The 24,744-nt window shown below is 65.0% G+C and carries 27 protein-coding genes; 22 read left to right on the top strand and 5 right to left on the bottom strand.

Going from position 1 to position 24,744, the window contains the following annotated elements; genetic code table 11:
- Positions 1-32 precede the first annotated feature (32 nt).
- Positions 33-263, top strand: coding sequence for a hypothetical protein (locus BLU32_RS03860; protein WP_093805072.1), 231 nt, complete (start codon positions 33-35; stop codon positions 261-263).
- A gap of 50 nt (positions 264-313) precedes the next feature.
- On the opposite strand, the gene BLU32_RS22510 is transcribed toward BLU32_RS03860, so the two are convergent.
- Positions 314-550, bottom strand: a complete 237-nt coding sequence (locus BLU32_RS22510; RefSeq protein ID WP_093805071.1) for a helix-turn-helix transcriptional regulator — start codon at positions 548-550, stop codon at positions 314-316.
- 92 nt (positions 551-642) lie between these two features.
- On the opposite strand from BLU32_RS22510, the gene BLU32_RS03850 reads away from it, so the two are divergent.
- The 6 genes from BLU32_RS03850 (at position 643) to BLU32_RS03835 (ending at position 3,908) form a co-directional block, all read left to right on the top strand.
- A complete protein-coding gene (locus BLU32_RS03850; RefSeq protein WP_157727480.1) occupies positions 643-975 on the top strand; it encodes a helix-turn-helix domain-containing protein in 333 nt (110 codons plus the stop codon).
- 91 nt (positions 976-1,066) lie between these two features.
- Positions 1,067-1,189, top strand: a complete 123-nt coding sequence (locus BLU32_RS22415) for a hypothetical protein (protein ID WP_256371427.1) — start codon at positions 1,067-1,069, stop codon at positions 1,187-1,189.
- A 136-nt stretch (positions 1,190-1,325) separates the two neighbouring features.
- Positions 1,326-1,970 carry a hypothetical protein gene (locus tag BLU32_RS03845; protein ID WP_157727479.1) on the top strand — a complete coding sequence of 215 codons (645 nt, stop codon included), beginning with the start codon at positions 1,326-1,328 and terminating at the stop codon, positions 1,968-1,970.
- Entirely contained in the window at positions 1,967-2,182 is a 216-nt protein-coding gene (locus BLU32_RS21585) for a hypothetical protein (RefSeq protein ID WP_157727478.1), read from the top strand. Before BLU32_RS03845 ends, BLU32_RS21585 begins: the two co-directional genes overlap by 4 nt.
- Before the next feature lie 11 nt (positions 2,183-2,193).
- Positions 2,194-2,487: a DUF2312 domain-containing protein gene (locus BLU32_RS03840; RefSeq protein ID WP_093805068.1), complete on the top strand. Its 294-nt coding sequence runs from the start codon at positions 2,194-2,196 to the stop codon at positions 2,485-2,487.
- A gap of 239 nt (positions 2,488-2,726) precedes the next feature.
- The gene (locus tag BLU32_RS03835) at positions 2,727-3,908 is read left to right on the top strand and encodes a tyrosine-type recombinase/integrase (RefSeq protein ID WP_197673691.1); all 1,182 of its coding nucleotides are present in this window, start codon (positions 2,727-2,729) and stop codon (positions 3,906-3,908) included.
- 154 nt (positions 3,909-4,062) lie between these two features.
- Here BLU32_RS03835 and BLU32_RS03830 read toward each other — a convergent pair whose 3' ends face one another.
- Both BLU32_RS03830 and dxs read right to left on the bottom strand, forming a co-directional pair.
- Complete coding sequence (locus BLU32_RS03830) at positions 4,063-5,148, bottom strand: B12-binding domain-containing protein (RefSeq protein WP_093805067.1); 1,086 nt, start codon at positions 5,146-5,148, stop codon at positions 4,063-4,065.
- Positions 5,149-5,295: 147 nt separating this feature from the next.
- Positions 5,296-7,248: a 1-deoxy-D-xylulose-5-phosphate synthase gene (gene dxs, locus BLU32_RS03825; RefSeq protein WP_093805066.1), complete on the bottom strand. Its 1,953-nt coding sequence runs from the start codon at positions 7,246-7,248 to the stop codon at positions 5,296-5,298.
- Between the two features lie 351 nt (positions 7,249-7,599).
- Between dxs and bchI the strand changes: the two genes are divergently transcribed.
- From bchI to BLU32_RS21580, 6 genes are read left to right on the top strand one after another with little or no spacing between them, the layout of a single operon-like run.
- Positions 7,600-8,652: a magnesium chelatase ATPase subunit I gene (bchI, locus tag BLU32_RS03820; RefSeq protein WP_093805065.1), complete on the top strand. Its 1,053-nt coding sequence runs from the start codon at positions 7,600-7,602 to the stop codon at positions 8,650-8,652.
- Positions 8,645-10,477, top strand: a complete 1,833-nt coding sequence (locus BLU32_RS03815; RefSeq protein WP_093805064.1) for a VWA domain-containing protein — start codon at positions 8,645-8,647, stop codon at positions 10,475-10,477. Before bchI ends, BLU32_RS03815 begins: the two co-directional genes overlap by 8 nt.
- A 5-nt stretch (positions 10,478-10,482) precedes the next feature.
- Positions 10,483-11,403: an alpha/beta fold hydrolase BchO gene (gene bchO, locus BLU32_RS03810; protein ID WP_093805063.1), complete on the top strand. Its 921-nt coding sequence runs from the start codon at positions 10,483-10,485 to the stop codon at positions 11,401-11,403.
- 48 nt (positions 11,404-11,451) lie between these two features.
- Positions 11,452-12,981, top strand: a complete 1,530-nt coding sequence (locus tag BLU32_RS03805) for a phytoene desaturase (RefSeq protein WP_093805062.1) — start codon at positions 11,452-11,454, stop codon at positions 12,979-12,981.
- Complete coding sequence (locus tag BLU32_RS03800) at positions 12,962-14,017, top strand: phytoene/squalene synthase family protein (RefSeq protein ID WP_093805061.1); 1,056 nt, start codon at positions 12,962-12,964, stop codon at positions 14,015-14,017. Before BLU32_RS03805 ends, BLU32_RS03800 begins: the two co-directional genes overlap by 20 nt.
- A 4-nt stretch (positions 14,018-14,021) precedes the next feature.
- On the top strand, positions 14,022-14,174 hold the full coding sequence (locus BLU32_RS21580) for a hypothetical protein (protein WP_157727477.1): 153 nt from the start codon (positions 14,022-14,024) through the stop codon (positions 14,172-14,174).
- Positions 14,175-14,181: 7 nt separating this feature from the next.
- Here the strand turns inward: BLU32_RS21580 and BLU32_RS03795 are convergent, their stop codons facing one another.
- Both BLU32_RS03795 and crtD read right to left on the bottom strand, forming a co-directional pair.
- Complete coding sequence (locus BLU32_RS03795) at positions 14,182-15,063, bottom strand: carotenoid 1,2-hydratase (protein ID WP_371326955.1); 882 nt, start codon at positions 15,061-15,063, stop codon at positions 14,182-14,184.
- 20 nt (positions 15,064-15,083) lie between these two features.
- Positions 15,084-16,646 (bottom strand): 1-hydroxycarotenoid 3,4-desaturase CrtD, encoded by a 1,563-nt coding sequence (gene crtD, locus BLU32_RS03790; protein ID WP_093805060.1) that lies wholly within the window; start codon positions 16,644-16,646, stop codon positions 15,084-15,086.
- A gap of 95 nt (positions 16,647-16,741) precedes the next feature.
- Here crtD and BLU32_RS03785 point away from each other — a divergent pair, with 95 nt between their 5' ends.
- From BLU32_RS03785 to pufA, 9 genes are all read left to right on the top strand, one after another.
- Positions 16,742-17,614, top strand: coding sequence for a polyprenyl synthetase family protein (locus BLU32_RS03785; RefSeq protein WP_093805059.1), 873 nt, complete (start codon positions 16,742-16,744; stop codon positions 17,612-17,614).
- A gap of 17 nt (positions 17,615-17,631) precedes the next feature.
- Positions 17,632-18,786, top strand: coding sequence for a methyltransferase (locus tag BLU32_RS03780; protein ID WP_093805058.1), 1,155 nt, complete (start codon positions 17,632-17,634; stop codon positions 18,784-18,786).
- Positions 18,787-18,905: 119 nt separating this feature from the next.
- Complete coding sequence (gene bchC, locus BLU32_RS03775) at positions 18,906-19,847, top strand: chlorophyll synthesis pathway protein BchC (protein ID WP_093805057.1); 942 nt, start codon at positions 18,906-18,908, stop codon at positions 19,845-19,847.
- Between the two features lie 8 nt (positions 19,848-19,855).
- Positions 19,856-20,869 (top strand): chlorophyllide a reductase iron protein subunit X, encoded by a 1,014-nt coding sequence (locus BLU32_RS03770; RefSeq protein WP_093810539.1) that lies wholly within the window; start codon positions 19,856-19,858, stop codon positions 20,867-20,869.
- A 7-nt stretch (positions 20,870-20,876) separates the two neighbouring features.
- Positions 20,877-22,412 (top strand): chlorophyllide a reductase subunit Y, encoded by a 1,536-nt coding sequence (bchY, locus tag BLU32_RS03765; protein ID WP_093805056.1) that lies wholly within the window; start codon positions 20,877-20,879, stop codon positions 22,410-22,412.
- Positions 22,406-23,863 (top strand): chlorophyllide a reductase subunit Z, encoded by a 1,458-nt coding sequence (bchZ, locus tag BLU32_RS03760; RefSeq protein WP_093805055.1) that lies wholly within the window; start codon positions 22,406-22,408, stop codon positions 23,861-23,863. The genes bchY and bchZ overlap by 7 nt, the downstream gene beginning before the upstream one ends.
- Positions 23,864-23,919: 56 nt before the next feature.
- Entirely contained in the window at positions 23,920-24,159 is a 240-nt protein-coding gene (locus BLU32_RS03755) for a hypothetical protein (protein ID WP_093805054.1), read from the top strand.
- 111 nt (positions 24,160-24,270) lie between these two features.
- Positions 24,271-24,492: a light-harvesting antenna LH1, beta subunit gene (gene pufB / locus BLU32_RS03750; protein WP_093805053.1), complete on the top strand. Its 222-nt coding sequence runs from the start codon at positions 24,271-24,273 to the stop codon at positions 24,490-24,492.
- Between the two features lie 10 nt (positions 24,493-24,502).
- Entirely contained in the window at positions 24,503-24,703 is a 201-nt protein-coding gene (gene pufA, locus BLU32_RS03745; protein WP_093805052.1) for a light-harvesting antenna LH1, alpha subunit, read from the top strand.
- Positions 24,704-24,744 lie beyond the last annotated feature (41 nt).

Raw genomic sequence — 24,744 nt, 5'->3', positions numbered from 1 at the left:
CTTTCCCGTGCAATTTCAGGGAGGCGAGGAAAATGGACAAAACGGAGCGCGACTGTTTCGAGTGGCTGCAGCAGCGCGTCATCGCGCAGAATGTCGTGCTGGACGGCCTGATCACCATGATGGCGGAGACCGCTCCTGACCGGGACCGCTTCGCGCGGGATCTTGTCGCCGCCGTCGAGGAGGCCGGTGGACGCAGCTACCCAAGCGACCGCGCGATAAAAGGGTACCTTGCGCATGTGCGCGCCCTTCTCCACGGCCGATGATCGGCGGGGGGCGGCGAACGCGTGAAGGCGAAAAGGGAGGTGGCGCAATGTCATGAGGCATTCGCCTCAAGGGGGGGCACTACAGAGGCTTGCGGTGGCTCGACGAAATCATTTGCCGAAAGGCAACCGCCAGTCGCCAGAACAAGACGCTGGACGAGCATGAGGCTTGGGCTTTGTTTACGAGCCTCGATCCGGCTGAGCGTCGCTGCCGTGCTGTTTGATAGCGACGCGAGCGTCTCTAGCGTCAGCCCACTCTTTGTGCGGTAAGTCTTAAGCGGATGCTCCATGGCGAGAATTTACATCCAGTGCAAATTTTTGGTCAAGCCAAAATTTACATAGAGCGCAATTCATGGAAGGGCGAGCAGGACTATCCTTCCACATGACCAAGCAAAATTACGCCCGAACATACATTCGCGAATGGCGAAAGAAGCGCGGGCTCACACTCCAGCAACTTGCAGACCGACTTGAGGTTGAACCCGGCGGCGATCTGCTGGTCAGCTACGCAAGCCTGTCGCGAATTGAAACGGGAAATCAACCGTACTCTCAACCAATTATCGAGGCGATCGCACGCGCGTTAAACGTGAGCGTTTCAATGCTTCTGGAAGCCCATCCAGAACGCCAGGGCGAGGTTGTCGACCTCTTCAATCACATCCCACCGGAACGGCAGGCCGAGGCTATCCAGATATTGCGGGTGCTCGCAAACACAGAGTGACCACCAATTTACGCCTAGCGCAAAAATTGCTCTTGACGTTAAATTTACACTATATGTAAATTTAACCCCATCATTCCGATGGGAGAACGCAATGCCTCACACACCCACGCCCCTCACCCCGACCATCCTCTTCGCCTGTCTCGCGCTCGTCCTGTCCAGCGGCACCGCGCTTGGCATTCTCGCGGCCACCCTCGCCCGCCACGGCTGGCCCTGACCCGTTCCCGGATCGCGCGCGGCGACTTGCCCGCGCGCGGCACTCTGCCGGCGGGTGTTCCTCCAGCCCGCCGGCAGATCTCTTTCAAGCACCAAGGACCGACCCGAGCATGACCGCAGTCGCTGCCGAACCCGGAATGAACGCCCGCCATCGCCCCGTCTGGAAGCATATGACCTCGGGGCGCATCGTCGATCTGGCGCACCTGACGGCCGACGACATTCACTGGCCGGACATCGTGTCCGCCCTGTCGGGTTTGGCGCGATACGACGCCGCAACGTCGAACTGTCTCTATTTCGTGGCCCAACACGCGTGCCTCGCCCATGACAACGCCAGCGGTCCCCCGGTCGCCAGGCTGATCGCGCTGCTGCATGACGCGCACGAGGCATTCATCGGAGACATCACCACGCCGACCAATGACTTTCTTGACTATCTGAACGCCGCGAGCGGCGCGATCTCATTTCTTGACTATACGAACGGCGCGAATGGCGCGGTCTCGATGCTTATCCACGTCGCAAAAAGGCGCCTTGACCGAGCCATCTTCGCCGCCGCCGGCATCCGCCCTGACGACGCCGCGACCTACCGACCCATGATCGACGCCCTCGACGCGCGCCTTCTGGCCACCGAGGTGCGCGACCTCTGCGCCGAAAGCAGAAAGCCCGGCGCTTGGGGCAAGCTCGCCGAGCCGCTGAAGACCCGCATCAAGCCCTGGGGACCGGACAAGGCGGCGGAAGAATTCGTCGCGCGCCTGGCGGTCCACGGCATCGACGGACGGGGGACGTGACGACGATGCACGCGCCCCCTCTCCCCCTTGAGGGGGAGATGTCGGCACAGCCGACAGAGGGGGGTGACGCATCGCAGGAGCGCGACGCCACCTGGCTGCCGCTGTCGCGGGTCGCGGTCGCCCCGCGCGAAACCGCCGCGCTGGTGATGGGCTTCGCGCCCGTCACCGTCACCGTACCCCAATGGCTTGCCGCCGAGCGCGGCCTGATTTGAGGAGACCTGAAATGGAATCGACCGAGAGCGAGACTGACGCCCGCATCACCATCAACGTCGCCAGACCCGAGCGCGAGCAGCTGCGCGCCTTCGTCGAGCGCATCGAGAAGCTCGAAGAGGAAAAGAAGGTCATCGCCGACGACATCAAGGATGTCTACGCGGAGGCCAAGGGCACCGGCTTCGAGGTCAAGATCCTGCGCAAGATCATCGCGCTCCGCAGGAAACAGCCGCACGAGCGCGAGGAAGAAGACGCGATCCTCGACCTCTACATGCACGCGCTCGGCATGGCGGGACCGTCCGACTGACACTCCCCCGGCGATGCCGGCGCCTCGGCAAGACGCTCTCCACAAACCCGCAAACGCGGAGGAAGACCGATGGAGATGAACTTCCAGGACGACACTCCGCTCACGCTTCATGAAGCGAGTGCGTACCTCTTGCGCGGACTGGTGGCGGTTGCAACGTTGCGTGCGGCAATCCGCGACGGCAAACTGTCCGCCGAGCGCATTGGGCGAGGCTACACTGTCACGCCAACCGACATCCGGGAATGGAGACAAAGATGCCGCGTCCAAGCAAAGGCGCCAGACTATGGCTCCAGCCCGCCCGCCGCTCACGAAACGGGAACATCGAGGAGCACAGCGTCTGGGTCATCCGGGACGGTAGCCGGAAACGTAGCACTGGCTTCCGCGAGGAGGAGCGTGGAGAGGCTGAAAGAGCACTCGCGGACTACCTCGCCGAAAAGCATGACCCGAGCCATCACCGCAATAACCGCGCGGACCTGATACCGATTGCCGACGCGATCGCTGCCTATTCCGAGGAAATTGCGCCGGCACATGCCCGCCCGACCGAGACCGCCGCGCGGCTTCAAAACCTTCTCGATCACTTTGGCGAGCAATGCATGGCCGACGTCAATGGATCGGCCTGCAGGGCTTATGTCAGTGCCCGCGGGGTAGAGAGTTCTGCGCGCCGCGAGCTCGAGGATTTGCGAGCTGCGTTCCATCATTTCTTCAGGGAAGGTCATGTTGACAGACTGATCCCTGTCGTCCTCCCCCCAAAGCCCTCCAGCCGCGAGAGGTGGCTGGAGCGAAGCGAGGCGGCAAGACTGATCTGGGCCGCATGGCGGCTTCGTCAGAAGTACAAGGGTCACCCGACCGAACGGGCCATTGCCAAGCATGTAGCGCGCTTCATTCTTGTTGCACTTTACACCGGCACGCGCGCGGGCGCGGTTTGCGGCGCCGCTATCCGTCCGACAATCGGCTGCGGATACATCGACCTGGGCGCCGGGCTCTTCCACCGTCGCCCTCCGGGGGAGCGGGAAACGAAAAAACGCCAGCCTCCTGTCGCGCTTCCGGATCGTCTCTTGGCGCATTTGCGACGATGGGAGCGCCTCGGCATTTCAGGAACCCATGTCGTCGAATGGAATGGAAAGCCGGTGACGAAGATCAACAAGGCGTTCCGTGCGGTTCGCGCCGCAGCCGGTTTTGAAGAGGATGTTGTCCCGCACACGCTGCGCCACACAGCGGCGACGTGGCTGGCACGCGCCGGCGTTCCGTTTGTCGAAGGCGCGGACTATGTCGGCATGAGCGTGGAGACATTCGAGCGCGTCTATCGTCACCACGCGCCCGGCTTTCAGGAACAGGCGCGGAACAAGATCGCCTCAAAACCACCCCGACAGAAACCTGACAGAAACCCGCGAACATCAGAAGAACACGGACGCCGGTCGGGCTAAAGAAAACCGCCATTCTTCGCCGCTTTTCCGGTCGACCACCCGTTCGGGACGAGGGGGTCGCAGGTTCAAATCCTGCCACTCCGACCAACCTTTCCAATGACTTAGAACAAACCACCCTGATTGCTGACGCCATAACGGGCAGATATACGGGCAATTACGCCCATCTCGTGAGACCCGAAGACCTCTTGGCCAATTGAACCAACCTCGCACTCATGGCCGCGACCCTTTCCACGCTCGGCGACTTTCGCCGGCCTGGCCGCGACATCCTAGGGTGCGCCCCCCAGATGCCATCCGGTGCGTTGAAGCCGATCGCCCTGTTGGCGAGTGCCACACCTTCCAGCGCGTCGGTGGCAAAGAAGTCCGCACCAATTCCCGTAAAGGCATCCGGAGCCGCGAGCACACCGGCACCTCCGATACACACATGCAAGCCGGAATTGGCGGACGCGGCGCGGGCGCGTTCGATGGCGACTGCGACGTCACCGACGATCGAGGTTATTCCGACAGACAGGCCGAAAACGTCAAAGTGGCTGTGCCGCAGATCCAGGAAACAGCCGTCAAGGTCTCCGCCATCGCCGCCACATCTGACCTGCCATCCCGATTGCCGGAATACCGTCTCGACAATCTGCAGTCCAAGCGCATGATTGTCGCCGGGCATGCGCGCCAGCAACAACCGGGCCTCGGTATCGCCCGGATGCAGGGCATCACTCTCCTCAAGCATGAGATGCCGCTCGACATAGGCCTGGGAGATGCTGTTGAAGGCCAGCGCGATCCGTCCGGACGCAAGCGTAATTTCGACAAATGTGGCCTCGTCACGCGACCATCGTCCGCGCACGCAAACGCAAAGAGGCATCAGGACCTGGCTATAGACCTCCAGAAACGGTCGGTCCCGCTCCAGAATCTCTTTGATGATCACATCAAGCCGGATTTCCTGTTCGGAAAAAACCGCGCGGATCAGGGACGAGACAACGGGTGCCCAGGTTCCGTCGATACCGCTGGACGGATCCGACAATGCCGCGACAACCGACGCAGGGTCGGCAGATCCAGAATTGCGCCGGATCATCTCCGCAGTCACAGTTCCTTCAATGGCTCTTCTCAAGAGCCGTGAATTGTCGCCATTATGTTCTTTGCGACTGTCTTGTTGCCGACGATCCGCCGCCCCACCTGCAGACTTTCCGCCCGTCTCAATGGTTTTACAGGCAATTGCATCACGGCCGTCCGAAGAAATCGGGTACTCGGCCATTGCTCCTCCCAGGGAGGACAAATGCTCAATAAAACATCCTCCGCCCAAATCCTGTGCTCAAAAAGCAGTGCGCACAAGTTTGGAATCGGAACAGATAGCCGCTCTTTGTTTCCCGCTGGGAAAAGTCCGAATCACGAGGGAATACGTTCAAAGTATCGAGATTAATCTGTGATCACGTGTAAACTCGGGCCCACTCGCGCGAGCGACGGCATCCAGGGCCTTGCAGACGATGTGGCGGGCGTTCAGTCCAGCCGCCTCATACATTGCCTCGGGCGATGCATGGGCAATGAAATCATCCGGCAATGTCATGCTACGCACCGCGATGCGTCCGTCAAGAGCGCCTTCCTCTGCCAGAGCCTGGAGCACCATGGCGCCGAAGCCACCGCCGGCGCCTTCCTCGATGGTGACGAGCACATCATGCTCGGCGACAAGATCCCTGATCAGATCAAGGTCGAGCGGCTTGGCAAACCGCGCGTCGGCAACCGTCGTTGACAGCCCTCGCTGGTCCAGGCGCTTTGCGGCGATGAGGCACTGCTCCAGTCGCGCCCCGAAAGAAAGCAGCGCGACCGTGCGGCCTTCCTTGACGATCCGCCCCTTGCCGATGGCAAGCGGAAGGCCGGTCTTCGGAAGCGAGACGCCCGTGCCCGACCCGCGCGGGTAGCGAAAGGCGATCGGCCCCTCGTCGTGCCGGGCGGCGGTGGCCACCATGTCCATCAGCTCCGCCTCGTCGGCCGGCGCCATCACCGTGAACCCCGGGAGATTGACAAGGTAGCCGATATCGAACGCTCCGGCATGGGTCGGACCGTCCGCACCCACGAGCCCGGCGCGATCGATGGCGAAACGCACCGGCAACCCCTGCAAGGCGACGTCATGAACGATCTGGTCGTAGCCGCGCTGAAGGAAGGTGGAGTAGATCGCGCAGAACGGACGCATGCCGCTGGCAGCGAGACCGGCCGCAAATGTCACGGCATGCTGTTCGGCAATACCGACATCGAATGCGCGTTCCGGATAGGCCTTGGAAAACAGATCGATGCCCGTGCCCCCCGGCATGGCAGCGGTGATCGCGACAATGCGCTCGTCGCGCGCGGCCTCCGCCACCAGACTGGTTCCGAACACCTTCGTGAAGCTTGGCGGCGCCGGCTTTGACGCCGCCTGCTTGCCGGTTGCGGGATCGAACTTGGAGACGCCGTGATACTTGTCCCGGGCGGTTTCGGCCGGACGATAGCCGGCCCCCTTCTTGGTGACCGCATGAAGGAGCACCGGACCGTCGGCATTGTCGCGCAAGGTCCGCAGGATGCGCAGAAGATCCTTCACGTCGTGCCCGTCGACCGGGCCGACGTAGCAAAGACCCAGATGATCGAACATTGTGTAGCCGGACATCAGCCCCTTGGCGAGGTGACGGGCACGCTCCGCTCCCTCTCGAAACGGAGCCGGCAACTGCGACGCCGCCTGTTTCACCAGGGCCTTGAAATCCTTGACCGGGCGGCGAGCGCACAGGCCCGTCAGATAAGTGGACAAGGCGCCCACGGGCGGCGCGATCGACATGTCGTTGTCGTTCAGGATGACGATCATGCGCTTGCCGGCCGCGCCGGCATTGTTCATCGCCTCATAGGCCATGCCGGCGGACATGGCGCCGTCGCCAACCACGCAGATCACATCGCCGACATCGGCGCCGAGATCGCGCGCCGTCGCAAAGCCGAGGCCCGCGGATATCGACGTGGAGGAATGTGCCGCGCCGAACGGATCATAGGCGCTCTCGCTGCGCTTGGTGAAGCCGCTGAGGCCGCCTTCCTGACGCAAGGTATGCATCCGGTCCCGTCGCCCGGTGAGGATTTTGTGAGGGTAGCACTGATGGCTGACATCCCAGATCAGTTTGTCGTGCGGCGTGTCGAAAACGGCATGGATGGCCACCGTCAGTTCGACGACCCCGAGGCTCGATCCCAGATGCCCGCCGGTGCGCGCGACGGAGTTGATCGTTTCGCGGCGCAGTTCGCGCGCCAGAGCCGTCAACTCGCCATCACTCAACCTCTTGAGATCGTCCGGTGAGGACACCCGATCAAGCAACGGGGTCGGTGCGTTGATGTCGGTTCCGGTGACCATGATGGATCCCTCTTGTGCAACCTGGCCCGCGCGATGCGCCGTGTCGTCCAGGTGTCGATCTCTCCGTGCAACCACAACCCCCGAAACTGAGTATCCGGACGGCGGTTGCCACGCTGCAAGCCGTTGCCCGTATCTTCAACCGCACTTTCCAATTTGTAAACTTGTTTTTACACTTAATATGTCAATCATAAATTACACTCGGACTTCACACACGCCGGCACGGATCCTCCCGATCCGGGGGCGTCGCCGCTCACACAAGTTTGCCAAGCCCAATTGCATTTGCAAAGAAAGTGTCTAATCTAATTGACAGTATCTCGTAATCTCAAGTTTACATTCCTCGGGAGAAACCGCATGTCCCCGCCATTTCCCTTCTCCGCCATCGTGGGACAGGATGAACTGAAGGACGCTCTGCTTTTGGCCGCCGTCGATCCGTCACTTGGCGGTGTTCTCGTGTTCGGCGACCGCGGAACGGGGAAATCGACGGCCGTGCGTGCGCTTGCGGCACTTCTGCCCGACATCAAGGCCCGTGTCGGCTGCGCCTTCAACTGCGATCCAGCCCGTCCTTCGGACATCTGTCCCGTGTGCAGCGGTACGGCGCGGCCGGGCGTGAAAACGAAGCGGCCGGCGATCGAAAAGCGCCGTACGCCCGTGGTCGACCTCCCGCTCGGAGCAACCGAAGACCGTGTCTGCGGCACGCTCGACCTGGAAAAAGCCCTGACGACCGGGGAAAAGGCCTTCGAACCGGGATTGCTGGCGCGCGCCAATCGAGGGTTTCTCTATATCGATGAGGTCAATCTCCTGGAAGACCACCTGGTCGACCTGCTGCTCGACGTTGCCGCGTCCGGAACGAATGTCGTCGAGCGCGAAGGCCTGAGCGTTCGCCATCCCGCCCGGTTCGTTCTCGTCGGCAGCGGCAATCCGGAAGAGGGCGAATTGCGTCCCCAGTTGCTCGACCGCTTCGGCCTGTCGCTCGACGTGTCTGCCCCGCGCGACATTCAGCAGCGCGTCGAGGTGATCCGCCGCCGCGAGCGGTATGACCGAAACCCGAAAGAATTCGTCGAGGATTGGGCGGCGCGCGATGGGAAGATCACCGCGCGCATCCGAAAATCCGCAGCGATGCTTCAAAAAATGGAAACGCCGACCCCGGTGCTCGAACTGGCCGCAACACTGTGCCTTCGTCTCGGGGTGGACGGGTTGCGCGGCGAACTGACGCTGATCCGCGCCGCCCGCGCGCGCGCTGCGTTCGCCGGAAAGCACGAACCGGGAACCGCCGACGTCGTCGCCGTTGCGCCGATGGCGCTTCGTCATCGTCTGCGCCGCGATCCGCTCGACGAAGCCGGATCGGCCGCACGGGTGGAACGCGCCGTGGACGAGGTCTCCTTCGGAGTGGCAGGCCATGCCTGACGCCGCATGCACAGCCGCCGGCACCGCGGCCTTGCCCGGCCCCGCAAACGCACGCTGGGCGGATGCGTTGCTTGCCGCCAGGGTGCTGACAGTGGGCGGAGCGGCACTTGGCGGTATCCATGTGCGCGCCCGCTGCGGTCCGGTCCTGGATCGCTGGCTCGCCGCGCTCAAGCTCATGCAATCTCCCGGTTCACCGGTCCAGCGCGTCGCTGCAACGGTGACAGCCGATGCGCTCGACGGCGGCCTCGATCTCTCCGAGACCCTGAGCCAGGGTCGACCGGTTCACACCACCGGCGTGCTGTCTCGCGCGCATGGCGGCTTGCTTGTGCTCGCCATGGCCGAACGCACAGAGGCGACAGTTGCCGGAATCCTGGCCGGAGCACTCGATACCGGGCGCAGCGGACCCGGCCAACCGGCGCGGCTTGCGCTCGTCGCTCTCGACGAAGGCGCAGACGCGGAAGAAGGCCTGCCGCTCGCCATCGCCGACAGGTTGTGCCTGCGCCTTCCGCTGGAAGATCTCTCGCTTGGCGACACGGCGGACGCCGATCCCGTGAACACATGTCCGCCCTCCGCTGCCGACTGGCGCAAGGTCGTTCTTTCCGATGCCCTGCTCGAGGCGCTTGTCGCCGCCGCCGATGCCACGGCCACCCGTTCTATGAGGCGAGCGCTGGCGCTCACCCGCGTCACGCGGATCGTGGCCGCGCTTGACGGTTCTCCGCGCGCTGAAGCCAGCCACGCGGCAACGGCGCTGCGGCTGGTGTTCGGACTTGCCCCGCAGGCGCAAGACACCGACGAGGCGGAAACGGAACATACGGAGCCACAACCTGATCCGCAGGCCAACACCTCGGATCGACACGTCGAGCCACCCGCAGCGGAGTCTGGCGAAAACGCAGACGACACACCCGACGCTGGCGGCGAGCCCGAGATCGACCCGGCTGACCTGCAGGACATGCTGATCGCGGTTCTTGCCGCGCAAAAGCTCGACCCTTCGCTGCTGGCCATCGGCGCGGATGCATTGAAGACCGGTGGCGGGGCGGGGAAATCCGGCGCGGAACAACACGGCAGCGCGCGCGGCCGGACGATCGGCGTCACCAGCCGTCCGTCGACCGCCGGACTGCGGCCGAATGTTGCCGCGACCCTGCGCGCGGCGGCTCCCTGGCAGCACCTGAGACGCAGAGCACATGAGGCAACGGGCGACGGCACGACCCGCCCCATTCATGTCGCCTCCTCCGACTTCCGCTACCTGCGCCGTCGGCATCGGACCGAAACCACGGCGATCTTCGCGGTCGATGCCTCCGGCTCGACCGCCTTCGACCGGCTGGGCGAGGCGAAGGGGGCGATCGAACTGTTGCTCGCCGATTGTTACGTGCGGCGCGACCAGATCGCGCTGATCGCCTTTCGCGGACGTGAGGCGGAGCTCCTTCTGGAGCCGACACGCTCCCTGGTGCGGGCTAAACGCAGCCTCACCGGCTTGCCCGGCGGCGGTCCCACGCCGTTGGCCGACGGAATGCGGCGCAGCCTCGAACTGGCGGTGCAGATCCGACGCAAGGGGCAAACGCCACTGATCGTTCTCTTCACCGACGGGCGCGGAAACATCGCTCTCGACGGCAGCGCGGATCGCGCCATCGCCCAGGACGAAGCCGCCCGGCTTGCCAGACAGGGCGCCATGCTTGGCTTCAAGACACTGGTGATCGACATTGGCCGGCGCTCGCGCGACGGCGCGCGCACGCTGGCCGAAACGATGAAGGCGGACTATCGGGCGCTGCCGCGTGCCGACGCCGCCTCCGTATCGAGCCTCGTCTCAACCTACATGCGGGGCGACTGACGACAATGGCCGGCTTCACACAAAGTCAGGACCTCGACTGGAGCCGCGACGGCCACGACTGGCCAAACAGCGACGCCAGCCGGTTCGTGCGAACCCGGCGCATCCTCTGGCACATTCAGGAGATGGGCGATCCGCATGCACCCGCCATCGTTCTGGTGCATGGCACAGCAGCCTCGACCCACTCCTTCCGCGATCTCATGCCCCGGCTGGCTGCCCGCTTTCGCGTGATCGCCTTCGATCTGCCCGGCCACGGCTTCACCGAAGCGCGCGACACGCAGTCCCTGACGCCCGGGGGCATGGCCGACGCGATCTCCGGTCTGCTGCGCCATCTCGACATCATGCCGCTCGCCGCCGCCGGACATTCCGCCGGCGCGGCCGTGCTGATCCGCATGGCGCAACTCGGCGGCGTCGCGCCGGCGCAGATCTTCGGACTGAACGCCGCCCTTGAACCGATCCAGGGCAATGCTCTGTTTCAGCCGCTGGCGCGGGTGTTGTTCCTCAATCCGCTTACTCCAAGGCTGCTCGCCTGGCGGGCGACCCTTGGGGGAACCGATGCCATGTTGCGACGGGCAACGGGTTCGGAGATCGGCACGGATGGCGCAAGATGCTACGCGCGCCTGTTCGCCAGCCGAAGACACGTGCGTGCCGCGCTCGGCATGATGGCGCACTGGGATCTCGCGCCGCTTCAAGCTGCCCTGCCCTCGCTTGATCGCGAACTGGTCCTGATCGCCGCCGACGACGATCCCATGGTTCCGGCATCTGTCTCGACGCGGGCAGCGGCTCGCGCACGCAGCGCGACCTGCATCCGTTTCGCAACCGGCGGACACCTGCTGCATGAGGCCGAGCCGGACAAAATCGCGACACTCATCGAAGAACGCTGTTTCAGCAGGGCTTCGCCCGAATCCAAGGATCGTCGCAGTGCCTAGACCGATCGCCCTCCCCACCCCTTCAACGGTTTGCACCGGCAGGACAAGATGACCATTCACCCAACTCCGGTTCCAGCGATCACAGGTGACGACAGCCGGGCGCATGCCGTCGTGATCGGCGCCGGCGTTGGCGGTCTGGCGGCGGCGATCCGACTGAGCGTTCGCGGATATCGCGTGACGGTCGTCGACCGGCTTGATGCGCCAGGCGGGCGGGCGAGCGTGTTTCGCCAGGACGGTTTCACCTTCGATGCCGGACCGACGATCCTGACCGCGCCCTTTCTTTTCGAGGAGCTCTGGACGCTTTGCGGCCAGCGCATGAGCGATCATGTGACGCTGCGCGAGCTGACGCCCTGCTACACGATCCGCTTCGACGACGGCGACGCGTTTCGCTGCTACGGCGATACGGCAGCCATGCGTGCTGAGGTGGAACGCTTCAGTCCCGCCGACCTTGCCGGCTACGATGCGTTCCTGAAGGAGAGCAAGGCCTGTTTTCACATTGGCTTCGAGAAGATGGTCGACCGGCCCTTCCCCTCGCTCGCGAGCATGGCGAAGGCCTTGCCGGATCTCGTCTTGCGCCGGGCCGAAAGATCCGTGCACGCACTGGTTTCAAAGCATGTGCGCAACGACAAGCTGCGGATGGCGCTGAGCTTCCATCCGCTATTCATCGGCGGCAACCCGATGCGCACCAGCTCGCTGATGAGCCTGATCTCCTACCTCGAGCAGACCTATGGCGTGCATTACGCGAATGGCGGCACCGGCGCGTTGGTCAGAGGCATGGCCGATCTCGCCGAAAGCCAGGGCGTCGCCTTTCGCATGAACGCCGATGTGACGCAAATCCTTGTCGACAACGGCCGGGCCAACGGCGTGCGGCTTGCCGATGATGAGCAGATCGAGGCGGATATCGTCGTCTCCAACGCGGATGCCGCCTGGACCTATGGCAAGCTCTTGCCGGCCTCGGCGCGCGGACGCTGGAGCACCCGCAAGCTCGGACGAATGGCCTATTCGATGAGCCTGTTCGTTTGGTACTTCGGAACGGATCGGCAGTATCCGGAGGTCGGCCATCACACGGTGATGATGGGGCCGCGCTACGACGGGCTTCTCGCCGATATCTTCGACCGCAAGATCCTGGCCGACGACTTCAGCCTCTACCTGCATCGCCCGAGCGCGACCGATCCAAGCGTGGCGCCGGAGGGCTGCGACACCTTCTACGTGCTCTCGCCGGTTCCCAACCTCGACGGCGCGACGGACTGGCGCCAGGCGGCAGAGCCCTACCGCGCCCGAATCGAGGCCCATCTGGAGCGCACGATGCTGCCCGGTCTGGGCGACGCACTCGTCACCTCGCGGGTGATGACCCCGCTCGATTTCCAAACCCGCTTGCTGGCGCACAAGGGGGCAGCCTTCGGGATGGAACCCAGGCTGACGCAACTGGCGTGGTTTCGTCCGCACAACGCAAGCGAAGCCGTCGACGGCCTTTATCTGGTGGGCGCGGGCACGCACCCCGGAGCCGGCCTTCCCGGCGTCGTCGCTTCCGCGAAAATTCTCGACAAGGTGGTGCCGCATGCCCGTGAATTCGCCTGAACCCATTCTCCTGGATGCGGCCGAGCACGTCGCCTGTCAAAAAGCGATCAGATGCGGGTCGAAGTCCTTCCACGCCGCCTCGCTGCTCCTGCCACAACGGGTTCGGCTGCCGGCGCGGGCGCTTTATGCGTTCTGCCGCTCCACCGACGACCTGGTCGACGCCGGCTCCACATCGGGGCGCGCCACCGACATGCTGACGCGGCGCCTCGACGCGATCTATCGCGGCGCGCCCCAGGATCACCTGTGCGACCGGGCCTTTGCCTCCGTTGTCTCCGCGCACCGTATTCCGCGCAACCTGCCGGACGCGATGATCGAGGGATTTGCCTGGGACGAGGACGGACGGGTCTATCGCACGCTCGACGAGCTTGCCGCCTATGCCGCCCGCGTCGCCTCGACCGTCGGGCTTATGATGACGCTGATCATGGGTGTGCGCGACCGCAACGTGCTGGCGCGCGCCGCCGATCTCGGGATCGCGATGCAATACACCAACATCGCCCGCGATGTCGGCGAGGACGCCTGCAACGGCCGGGTCTATCTGCCGCGCGACTGGCTGGCGGAAGAGGGCCTGTCGGCGGACACCCTCATCCGCGATCCACGCCCCTCGCCTGCCCTGGCGCGGGTGGTGGCGCGGCTTCTGTCGGCGGCCGATGCGCATTATGCCCGCGCGCGTGCCGGCATCGGCGGCCTGCCGCTCGACTGCCGGCCGGCAATTCGCAGCGCCGGCCTGATCTACCGCGACATCGGGCGGGCGATTGCCGAAAACGGACATGACAGCATCACCCGGCGCGCGGTCACCAGCCGCGCCGCCAAGGTTCGCCTGCTGCTTTTCGCGGCCGCGACGCCGTTCCCGTCCGCAAACGCGCTCGGCCTGGCGCCGCACGAGAGCGTGCTGCATCTGGTCGAGGCGTGCAGTTGCCCGGAATCGGTCCCGGAACCGCGCGGCTTCGACGAGAAGTTCGGACGGGTGCTGGACCTTCTCGCCACCACGGAGCGGCGGGAACGCGCGCTGATGTCAGCCGCGCGCGGGCGGAGCTGAACAGATGGGCAACTATCTCGGCCTGGTGGAGCTTGTGCTCACCGCCCTTGCCGTCGGGGCCTTCGGCGTCTGGCAATTGCGCAGTCTCAAGCGCGACATGAAGGCCCGCAAGGCCCGCGACGATGAAAACGCGCGGAAGAAAAAAACGCTCGACTGAGCTGCCGTCACTCGGCCGGGCGCAAAGACCGGCCGCTTCGACGGGGCATGCGGAACGGCAGCATCATCTTGACGAGCGGGCGGGCGAAGCGATCTCCGGAAAACGTCTCGTGCATCGCCGTCACCGGCTCGCCCCAGATCCGGCTTTCCACGATGGCCCTGGTGTAGAACGGCCCGTCCTCCAGCGCGCGGACAAGACGGGGGTCCCCGTCCGCGTCGGCGTGCATATAGCGCTCCACCCCCCAGGTTCCGCGCCCAAGCGACCTTGGCTCTGGCAACGCACGGCGTTCGATCGCTCCGTCTGATCCGATGCAGAGCGCCAGTTCGCGCCGCGCCCCCGAGCGGCAGGACGCATCGTAGAGAATCGCGGTGCGGCCGTCGCCCAGGCGTCCACGTGCCCAGTCCCAGCGCCGAAAGCCGGTTTCCAGCGGCTCGGCACCCCAGTTGCTGTCGAGATACCCATGGCCGCGCCAGGACGGCCCTCCCTGCACCAGGGCGACGTCGATTTCGGCGGCCGGCGCAATCGGCCACCAGCGATGCGCGCCCCTGTCGTCAACATCAAAGACCGTGCCCGTCACAACCCTGGGCACGAGACGAATCGTGCCGCGAATGCGACCCGGCAGCCATCCCGCGCCCGGAAACGGTAATGCGACCTCATCGAAGTCGAGTGTCAGCCCGCCGTCGTCGTCCCACCGCAGGTGGCTCGGACCGACCCGAAACGACAGCGATGAGCGAGCGAGGGCCGTACGGTTGCGCTCCGTCATCGCCCAGCGCGGACGATCGGCGGAATAGAGCGCGACATTGACGGCGACGTGATTCTCCGGATCGCGCCGTCCCGCCCAGGCGTAATAGGGGGAAAACACAGATCCGACGAAGGCGATCACGGTCACCGCGTGGCGCCCGCACGCGCTCAGTCCGTCGAGGTACCACCAGAGATAGCCGCCGGGTGGAACCGGCGCGTCGAACCGCGGTCCGCGACCAGGCTCGCCGCCGCCAGTTGCCCGGAAAGCGACGCCATCGGCACCCCCGGCCCCGGATGAACGCTGCCGCCGGCCAGATAAAGTCCCGGGATTCGCGTGCGCGCGCCCGGACGCTGAAACGACGCCATCCAGCCGTGCGATGCCCTGCCGTAGAGCGCGCCCCCCGTTCCCGGGAACATCCGCTCGAAATCCGCCGGCGTCGTCGCCACGCTCTCCATCGTCGCGCTGTCGAGGGACAGGCCGCAGCGAGCCATCCGCGTCAGGGTTGCGTCCAGACATGTCGCGATCTCGCTGCTCGTGTGGGGCGCCCGGTCGCCAAGCGCCGGCGCGTTGATCAGGCACAGGAACGCGTCGCGCGGATCGGACTCCGTGTCCGCAACACGGGCGCCAGTGTCGTCGCGCCCCTGTGCGCAGAGATAGACGGTGGGGTCGTCGGGAACCCGCCCCTTTCGGAAGATCTCGTCAAACTCCCGCTTGTAGGCGTCGGAAAAAAGCACCGTGTGGCGGGCCAGCGGAAATCCGTGCAGCTTCGCCTTCACCGCCCAGGTGATCGCGGACAGGGACCGCTCCGCCGGTTTCACCGGCGCCTGGCGCAACCGGACTCCGGCAACGAGGCCGGAGGCAAGCGCGGAATAGTCACCGTTGAAGATCACCGCGTCGGCAGGAATCCTTTCCTTGTCGGCCAGATGCACCGCCGCAACGCCGCTGCCGTCCACCTCGATCCGCGTCACCACACGGCCATAGTCGATCCGTGCGCCATGTCGCTTCGCAACGTCTGCAAGCGCGCGCGCCAGGGCATGCATGCCGCTGTCGATCAGCCAGACACCGTCCTGCTCGACATGGGCGACGAGCATAAGGGTCGCCGGCGCCTGAAACGGCGAGGACCCGCAATAGGTCGCATAGCGGGCGAACAACTGGCGCAGGCGCGGATCGCGAAAATAGTCGCCAAGGGCCGACCAGAGGGTGGAAAACGGCTTGAGCGCGAGCATTTGCGACAAGTTGCCCATCCCCACGCGGCGGGCAAGCGTGACAGGGTCCGGGCGTTCAGCCGCAATATAGGTATCCTTTAACGTCGCGTAGACGGCGGCACTGTCCTTGCAAAAGCGGCGGTAGCCACCGGCCTCTTGCGCACCGGCGAAATCCTCGATTGCAGCCGCGCTCGCATCCGGATCGGCGAAAAGATCCAGGCGGCTGCCGTCTCCCCAGCCATGGCGCGCAAGCGTGCCGGCGCGGGTCAGACCGACCTCGTCCTCCAGCGTCGTGCCGGCGCGGTCCAGCAGGCGGTCGAAAGCCCATTTCATCGTGAAGACGGTCGGCCCGGCATCGATCCGGGTTCCGCCGACCTCGACCTGGCGCATCTTGCCGCCGGGCGCTGCGGCGCGTTCCACGACATGAACGTCATGGCCGGCGGACGCCAGCGAAACCGCGGCCGACAGCCCGGCAATCCCCGCCCCCACAATGACAACACGCTCGCGGCACACTGCGGCGGTCATTGGCAATTCGCGTGCATTGACATCACCTCATTTTGTGTCAATCTAATTTGACACTTAAGTTTGTCGTTGTAAATTGACTTTCGGGAGGCGGGTTGATGGACATTCACAAGCGCATCGAACGAGGACTGGAAAAGGCCATCGCCTTTGCCACCTCAACCGGGCAACCGCCGAAGCTGATGGCCGCGCTGCGCTATTCTGTCTTTCCCGGCGGAGCGCGCGTGCGCCCGCGCCTGTGCCTTGCCGTCGCGGGCGCTTGCGGCGATCCGAACCCGGCGGCGACGGATGCGGCAGCAGCGGCCATCGAACTGCTGCATTGCGCCTCGCTGGTGCACGACGACCTTCCCTGCTTCGACAACGCCGCCCTGCGGCGCGGCAAGCCGGCAACCCATGTGGTGCATGGCGAACCGCTGTCGCTGCTGAGCGGCGACGCACTTATCGTGCTGGCGTTCGAGACGCTCGCGCGCGAATGCGCGTTGAGCCCGCATCTGCTGGCACCGCTCACGGCAACGATCGCCCGCGCCGTCGGCTCGCCGCATGGCATCGTTGCCGGTCAGGCGTGGGAAAGCGAAACCGAGATCCCGCTCGGCGATTATCACCGCGCCAAGACGACGGCGCTGTTCACCGGCGCGACCGCCGCGGGCGCGATTTCGGCCGGAGCCGACCCCCAGCCCTGGATGCAGGTCGGAGAAGCGCTCGGCGCGGCTTACCAGACCGCCGACGACCTGCGCGACATCGCTGCGGAAGAGGCCGAGATCGGCAAGCCCTGCGGTCAGGATCTTGCCAACGGACGTCCGAATGCCGCTCTTGCCGACGGAGTGTCCGGCACCGTGATGAAGCTGCAGGATCTGGTCCATTCGGCCGTTGATGCGGTGCCCGACTGCCCCGGATCGGACGGCCTCAAGAACCTGATCCTCGGAGAGGCGAAGCGGCTGGTGCCGAAGAACCTCGCCCATGTCGTCGCCGCTTGAACCGGCGGCATGATCGTATGGACGCCGCAGCACCCGCGACACACCCCCGCTCACCCCACGCGTCCCGATCGTTCGCCGCGCGCCTGCGCGGCTGGCGCAACCGGTTGATCGCCAGCGCCAGCTTCCAAAACCGGGTGGCAAGTCTTCCCGGACTGAGATGGATCGCACGGCGTAACGCGCGCGACCTGTTTCGCATCAACGCCGGCTTTCTCTACTCCCAGGTCCTGTTCGCCAGTCTGGACTCCGGACTTCTGTCAGCGTTGAGAGACGATGGCCAGAGCGCCGAGGCACTCGCCCGCACCATCGACCTTCCTGTCGCGGCCCTGTCACGCCTGCTGATCGCCGCACGCGGCCTCAAGCTGGTTACACAGCTTGAGGACGGCACCTGGTGGCTTGACGATCTGGGTGCGGTGGTGGCCGGCAATCCCGGCATCGCCGCGATGATCCGCCATCATGCCATGGTCTACCGGGATCTGGCGGACCCGCTGGCGTTGCTGCGCTCCGCCACCGAGACCGAAACCTCCAGCTTCTGGGCCTATGCCGGCCGGCAGGACGGCGCAGGCGTCGACACTCAAACAGCCGCCGCCTACTCCGATCTCATGCATCTCAGCCAGGACCTGATCGCAACCGAGGTGCTGAGGGCCTACGACTTTTCCCGCCACCGCACGCTCCTCGACATCGGCGGCGGTGACGGAACCTTTCTTGCCTCGGTCGCAAGACCCAATCCCCACCTGGAGCTGATGCTGTTCGATCTTCCCGCGGTTGCGGTGCGGGCGGAAACCGCAATGCGCGAGCGCGGCGTGGGCGAACGAACGCGCTGCTTCGGCGGAAGCTTCTTCGACAATCCGATTCCGTCAGGCGCCGACTGCCTGAGCCTCGTGCGGGTGCTGTGCGACCATGAGGATGCGGCGGTTCTCTCCCTGCTGCGCGCCATTCGCGCCGCAATGACACCGCAGGACACGCTGCTGATCGCCGAACCCATGGCCGGCACCGACGACGACCGACGGTTCGCGGCGGCCTATTTCGAATTCTACTTTCTCGCGATGCGGTCCGGTCACTGCCGGACGCCCGAGCATCTGAGCGACCTTCTCAAACAAGCCGGCTTTTCCAGAATCCGGGAACGACGCACCAGCATGCCGCTGTTTGCCGGCCTGCTGGTTGCGCATGTCTAGCAAGCCTGACAGTTCGCAAATAAGTGTAAATAATAATTGACACTAATATTTGTCGTTTTAATATGACACTCAGGGAGGCAGAGCCTGACGACCCAATCTCGATCAGGCCAATGCGATACATGTTCACCTCGGCGATTGTGCTCACCAGACCGCACGACATCGGCCTTCAGGACGTCGAACTGACGCCCATGAAAGAGAACGATATCGCCGTTGACGTCTCCTGGAGCGGCATCAGCACAGGCACCGAGAAGCTGTTCTTCGACGGCACGATGCCCCCCTTCCCCGGCATGGGGTATCCGCTGGTGCCGGGATACGAGTCGGTTGGCCGGGTGGTTTCGGCCGGTGCCGATAGCGGCTTTTCGCAAGATGAAACGGTCTTCGTCCCCGGCGCCAATTGCTACAACGGCGCACGCGGCCTGTTCGGCGCGACGGCGGCGCGCGTGGTCCTTCCCGGATCGCGCGCCATCCGCGTCTCCGAATCGCTCGGCGAGGACGCGGTGCTGCTGTCGCTCGCGGCAACCGCCTATCACGCGCTCACCCTTCGCGACGCGACGCCGCCGGAGCTGATCGTCGGCTTCGGCGTGCTTGGCCGGCTCATCGCCCGCATCGCCATTGCCCTTGGACATCCCGCACCGCGGGTATGGGAGCGCAATCCCGCACGCCGCGACACGGCGGAAGCCGTCGAGGTGGTCGATGGCGCGGACGACGCGCGCACGGACTACAGCACGATCATGGATGTGAGCGGCGACCCGACGATCCTCGACACGCTTGTCGCCCGCCTCTCCAAGGGCGGCACGATCACGCTGGCCGGCTTCTACGCCGCGCCGCTCAGCTTCTCGTTTCCGCCGGCCTTCATGCGCGAGGCCCGGCTTTTCATCGCCGCGGAATTTACCCCGGCGGACCTGACAGCCGTGATGGGCCTTGTCGACAGCGGACGGCTGTCGCTTGGCGGGCTGATCAGCCACCGCGCCGACGCAGGCGATGCGCCGAAAGCCTATGCAACGGCATTCGGAGACCCGCATTGCACCAAAATGATTCTCGACTGGAGGAGGAACGGATGACCGAAGGCATGGAGCCGAGGATCGACGCCGATCCGAGCAGCAACGAAACCTACGACGCCCGTCTTCGCGCGGAAGCCGCCCAGGAACCGGCGCCGCTGCCGGTCAGCGAGGCGACCAAGGACACCCAGATCATCGCCATCTACGGCAAGGGCGGGATCGGCAAGAGCTTCACGCTCGCCAACCTCTCCTACATGCTGGCACAACTCGGCAAGAAGGTGCTGCTGATCGGCTGCGACCCCAAGAGCGACACGACATCTCTGCTGTTCGGCGGACGCGCCTGCCCGACGATCATTGCGACCGCCTCCCAGAAGAAGGAAGCCGGCGAGGAAGTCTCCATCGGCGACGTCTGCTTCAAGCGCGACGGCGTCTTCGCGATGGAGCTCGGCGGACCGGAGGTCGGTCGCGGCTGCGGCGGACGCGGCATCATTCACGGCTTCGAGACGCTGGAAAAACTCGGTTTTCACGACTGGGACTTCGACTATGTCCTGCTCGACTTCCTGGGTGACGTGGTGTGCGGCGGCTTCGGCCTGCCGATCGCCCGCGACATGTGCCAGAAGGTGGTCGTCGTCGGCTCGAACGATCTCCAGTCGCTCTATGTCGCCAACAATGTCTGCTCGGCGGTGGAGTATTTCCGCAAGCTTGGCGGCAACGTCGGCCTGGCCGGCATGGTGGTCAACAAGGACGACGGCACCGGCGAGGCGCATGCCTTTGCCGAACGCGTCGGCATCCCGGTGCTCGCCTCGGTTCCCCAGCACGAAGACATCCGCCGAAAGAGCGCGAACTACCAGATCATCGGCCATCCCGATGGCGAATGGGGACCGCTCTTTCAGGAACTCGCCGACAACCTGCACAGCGCGCCGCCGGTACAGCCGGCCCCCCTGTCGCAAGACGATCTGATCGCCCTCTTCGATACGGAACAGACCGGCGGAGACTTCACGCTCCAGCCGGCCAGCGTGGAAGACATGTGCGCCGCGTCGACGCTCGACAAGCGGTCCCTCGAAGTCATCTACGACACGGTGTGAGGCGGCCATGAGCGACGACATCCACACGACAGAGCCTCCAGGCGCTCCCATCGCCGAAACCGACGGCCTGGGCTGTCATGCCGGCGCGGACACGATGAAGGCTGCCGCGCGGGCCGCGGGCAAGTCCGAAACGCTCGACCGCTACGAGCGCGACTACCCCAAGGGGCCGCACGACCAGCCGCAATCGATGTGTCCGGCCTTCGGCTCGCTGCGTGTGGGCCTGCGCATGCGCCGCGTGGCGACACTCCTTTCCGGCTCCGCCTGCTGCGTCTACGGCCTGACCTTCACCTCGCATTTCTACGGTGCCAAACGCTCGGTCGGCTATGTTCCCTTCTCCTCGGAAACGCTGGTGACGGGCAAGCTCTACGAGGACATCCGCGACGCGGTGCGCGAGGTTGCGAAGCCGGAAGACTATGACGCCGTCATCGTCACCAGCCTGTGCGTGCCGACCGCCTCCGGCGTTCCCTTGCAGATGCTGCCGAAGGAAATCGACGGCGTGCGCATCGTCGGCATCGACGTTCCGGGCTTCGGCATTCCGACACATGCGGAAGCCAAGGACGTGCTCTCCGCCGCGATGCTGAAATACGCCCGGCAGGAGGTCCTCTCCGGTCCCGTCCAGGCCCCGCGCGCCGGGGTGGAAGACCGCCCCACAGTGACGCTGCTCGGCGAGGTGTTTCCCGCCGATCCGGTGATCATCGGCCGCATGCTCGCCCCGATGGGCCTTGCCGCCGGTCCGGTCGTTCCGGTGCGCGAGTGGCGCGAGCTCTATGCCGCGCTCGACGGCGATGTCGTAGCCGCGATCCATCCCTTCTACACCGCCTCGGTGCGCGAATTCCAGGAAGCGGGCCGCCCGGTCGTCGGCTCGGCTCCCGTCGGGCTGGATGGCACCGACGCGTGGCTGTCGGCGATTGCCGACACGCTGAACGTCGCGCCAGACGCCCGGGACGGCGTGCGCAACGCCATGCGCGGCGCCATTGCCGGCGCGCTTGAGGAAAACCGGATCAACGGGCGCATCACGCTTTCGGGCTATGAGGGCTCGGAGCTGATCGTCGCCCGCCTGCTGGTGGAATCGGGTGCGGACCTGCGTTACGTGGGCACCGCCTGCCCCAAGACCCCCTGGTCGGCGGCCGACGCGCAATGGCTCGAGGCCCAGGGCGTGGAGGTCCAGTACCGGGCGTCGCTGGAACAGGACCTTGCCGCCTTCCGTGAATTCCAGCCGGATCTCGTGATCGGCACGACGCCGGTGGTGCAGGCCGCCAAGGAAGCCTCGGTTCCGTCGCTCTATTTCACAAACCTGATTTCCGCCCGCCCGCTGATGGGCCCGGCGGGTGCGGGCTCGCTCGCCCAGGTGATCAATGCGGCGATTGCCAACAAACCGCGGTTCGACCGCATGTCCGCCTTCTTCGAAGGTGTGGGCACCGGCGACACCGCCGGCATCTGGCGCGACACGCCGGTGGAGCGCCCGGCGTTTCGCAAGAAGTTCGCGGCCAAGTCCCGCGTGTCCAAAAACGCCGTCGACGCCGGGGAGGCAGTGGGATGCTAATCCTCGACCACGACCGTGCCGGAGGCTACTGGGGCTCCGTCTACGCCTTCACCGCGATCAAGGGCCTGCAGGTGATCATCGACGGTCCCGTCGGCTGCGAGAACCTGCCCGTCACCTCGGTGCTGCACTACACGGATGCGCTGCCGCCGCATGAGCTGCCCATCGTCGTCACCGGTCTGGGTGAGGACGAGCTTGGCCAGCACGGCACGGAAGGCGCGATGAAACGCGCGCGCAGCGTGCTCGACCCCGATCTTCCCGCCGTCGTCGTCACCGGATCCATCGCCGAAATGATCGGCGGCGGCGTCACGCCCGAAGGAAGCAATGTCCAGCGCTTCCTGCCGCGCACCATCGACGAGGACCAGTGGCAAAGCGCCGACCGTGCCCTGAAATGGCTGTGGACCGAATATGGCCCCAAAAAGGGCCGTGTGCGCCCGCCCAAGGCGCGCCAGGACGGCGACAAGCCCAAGGTCAACATCATCGGGCCGATCTACGGCACCTTCAATCAGCCATCGGATCTCGCCGAAGTGGTCCGCCTTGTCGAGGGCATCGGCGCGGAGGTCAGCATGACCTTCCCGCTCGGCAGCCATCTGGCCGACGTCAGCCGCCTGACAGAGGCCGAGGTCAACATCTGCATGTACCGCGAGTTCGGGCGTCTGCTGTGCGAGGCGCTGGACCGACCCTACCTGCAGGCGCCGATCGGCATCCATTCGACAACCGCCTTCCTGGAAACGCTGGGCGAAATGCTCGGCCTCGACCCCTATCCGTTCATCGAACGCGAGAAACACACGACGCTGAAGCCGATGTGGGATCTGTGGCGTTCCGTCACCCAGGACTTCTTCGGCACGGCCAGTTTCGCGGTTGTCGCGGGCGAGACCTACGAGCGCGGCATCCGCAATTTCCTGGAAGACGAAATGGGCCTGCCCTGCGTGTTTTCCGTGCAGCGGCGCGCCGGTGCCAAGACCGACAATGCCGCCATCCGCGAGAAGATCCGCACGACGCCGCCGCTGGTCATGTTCGGCTCGTACAACGAACGCATGTATCTGGCGGAAGCCGGAGCGAAGGCGATCTACATCCCGGTCTCTTTCCCCGGCGCGATCATCCGCCGGCACACCGGCACGCCGGTGATGGGCTATTCCGGCGCGACCTGGGTCATCCAGGAAGTGTGCAATGCGCTGTTCGACGCGCTGTTCAACATCCTGCCCCTGTCGAGCGAGCTCGACGCCGTCGATCCGACACCGGTCCGCCGTGCAGGCGAGATGGCGTGGACCGACGACGCGCGCGCCACCCTCGATGCCCTTGTCGAGGCGGAACCCGTTCTCATTCGAATTTCAGCCGCAAAGCGACTGCGCGACATGGCCGAGGCGGCCGCGCGCGCTGCCGGTGCGGAAACCGTTGACCAGAAGCATTTGCCTGGCGCCAAAGCGCCGCGCGACGTCGAACCGGCCATTTAGCCGGAAACCCATCGCGCGCCGGCATCTTTCGGGCGCGCCAGTGGAGGAGCAAGAGCATGATCACGAGAACCCAGCGCCGCTGCGACGGTTCGGGCCTGACCGATCCCTGGGATCGGCTCGAATACAAGGCGCTCGTCGCCCTCGCTTTTTTCCTGTGTGTCGGAGCCGGCATCGCAAAGCGGACCCTGCGTCTGTTCGCGTCGCGGCCGGCATCCACCCCTCATCTCCGCGAAGGCGTTTTCGCAGAGGCAAGATCCGCAGCGCATGCCGCGGTTGGCTACGCGTTCATCGCGTAAGCACTCACCTGCCGGCGTCCAAAACCGGCAATCGCCTGAAGCGGGTCTGCGCCCGCCCTGGCACCCCAGCCGCGGGGGTTTCGTGGCTTACATGACTAGGAGGTGACGTTCATGGCTAGCCCTGACAACGTCTCACTTTCGGGTCTTACCGAGAGCGAAGCTCAGGAGATCCACAAGTACTTCATCCAAGGCTTCTTGGGATTCACGGCGGTTGCGATCGTCGCGCATATCCTGGTCTGGCTTTGGCGCCCGTGGATCCCCGGACCCGACGGTTATGCCGCGCTTGACGGCGTGACAGAAACCGTCTCCGCGCTCCTTCCCGTCCTCGCATAGGAGAAAAGCTATGTGGAGAATCTGGTATCTGTTCGACCCGCGTCGCGTGATGGTCGGACTGGCCGTCTTCCTGTTCTCGCTGGCCATTCTCATCCACTTCATCCTGCTCAGCACGGATCGATTCAACTGGCTGGAAGGTTCGTCCACGACGACCAGCTCGATTGAACAATCCGTCACGGATGGCGTGGAGCCGGTGCGAATGATCGGATAACGCGCTTACGACAAGGTGGCGGGCGACACCGGCGAAAACCG

This window comes from Stappia sp. ES.058 (assembly GCF_900105595.1).
Classification (GTDB): domain Bacteria; phylum Pseudomonadota; class Alphaproteobacteria; order Rhizobiales; family Stappiaceae; genus Stappia.
Note: the sequence above shows the minus strand (reverse complement) of the source record. Positions and strands in the feature narration are given on the sequence as shown.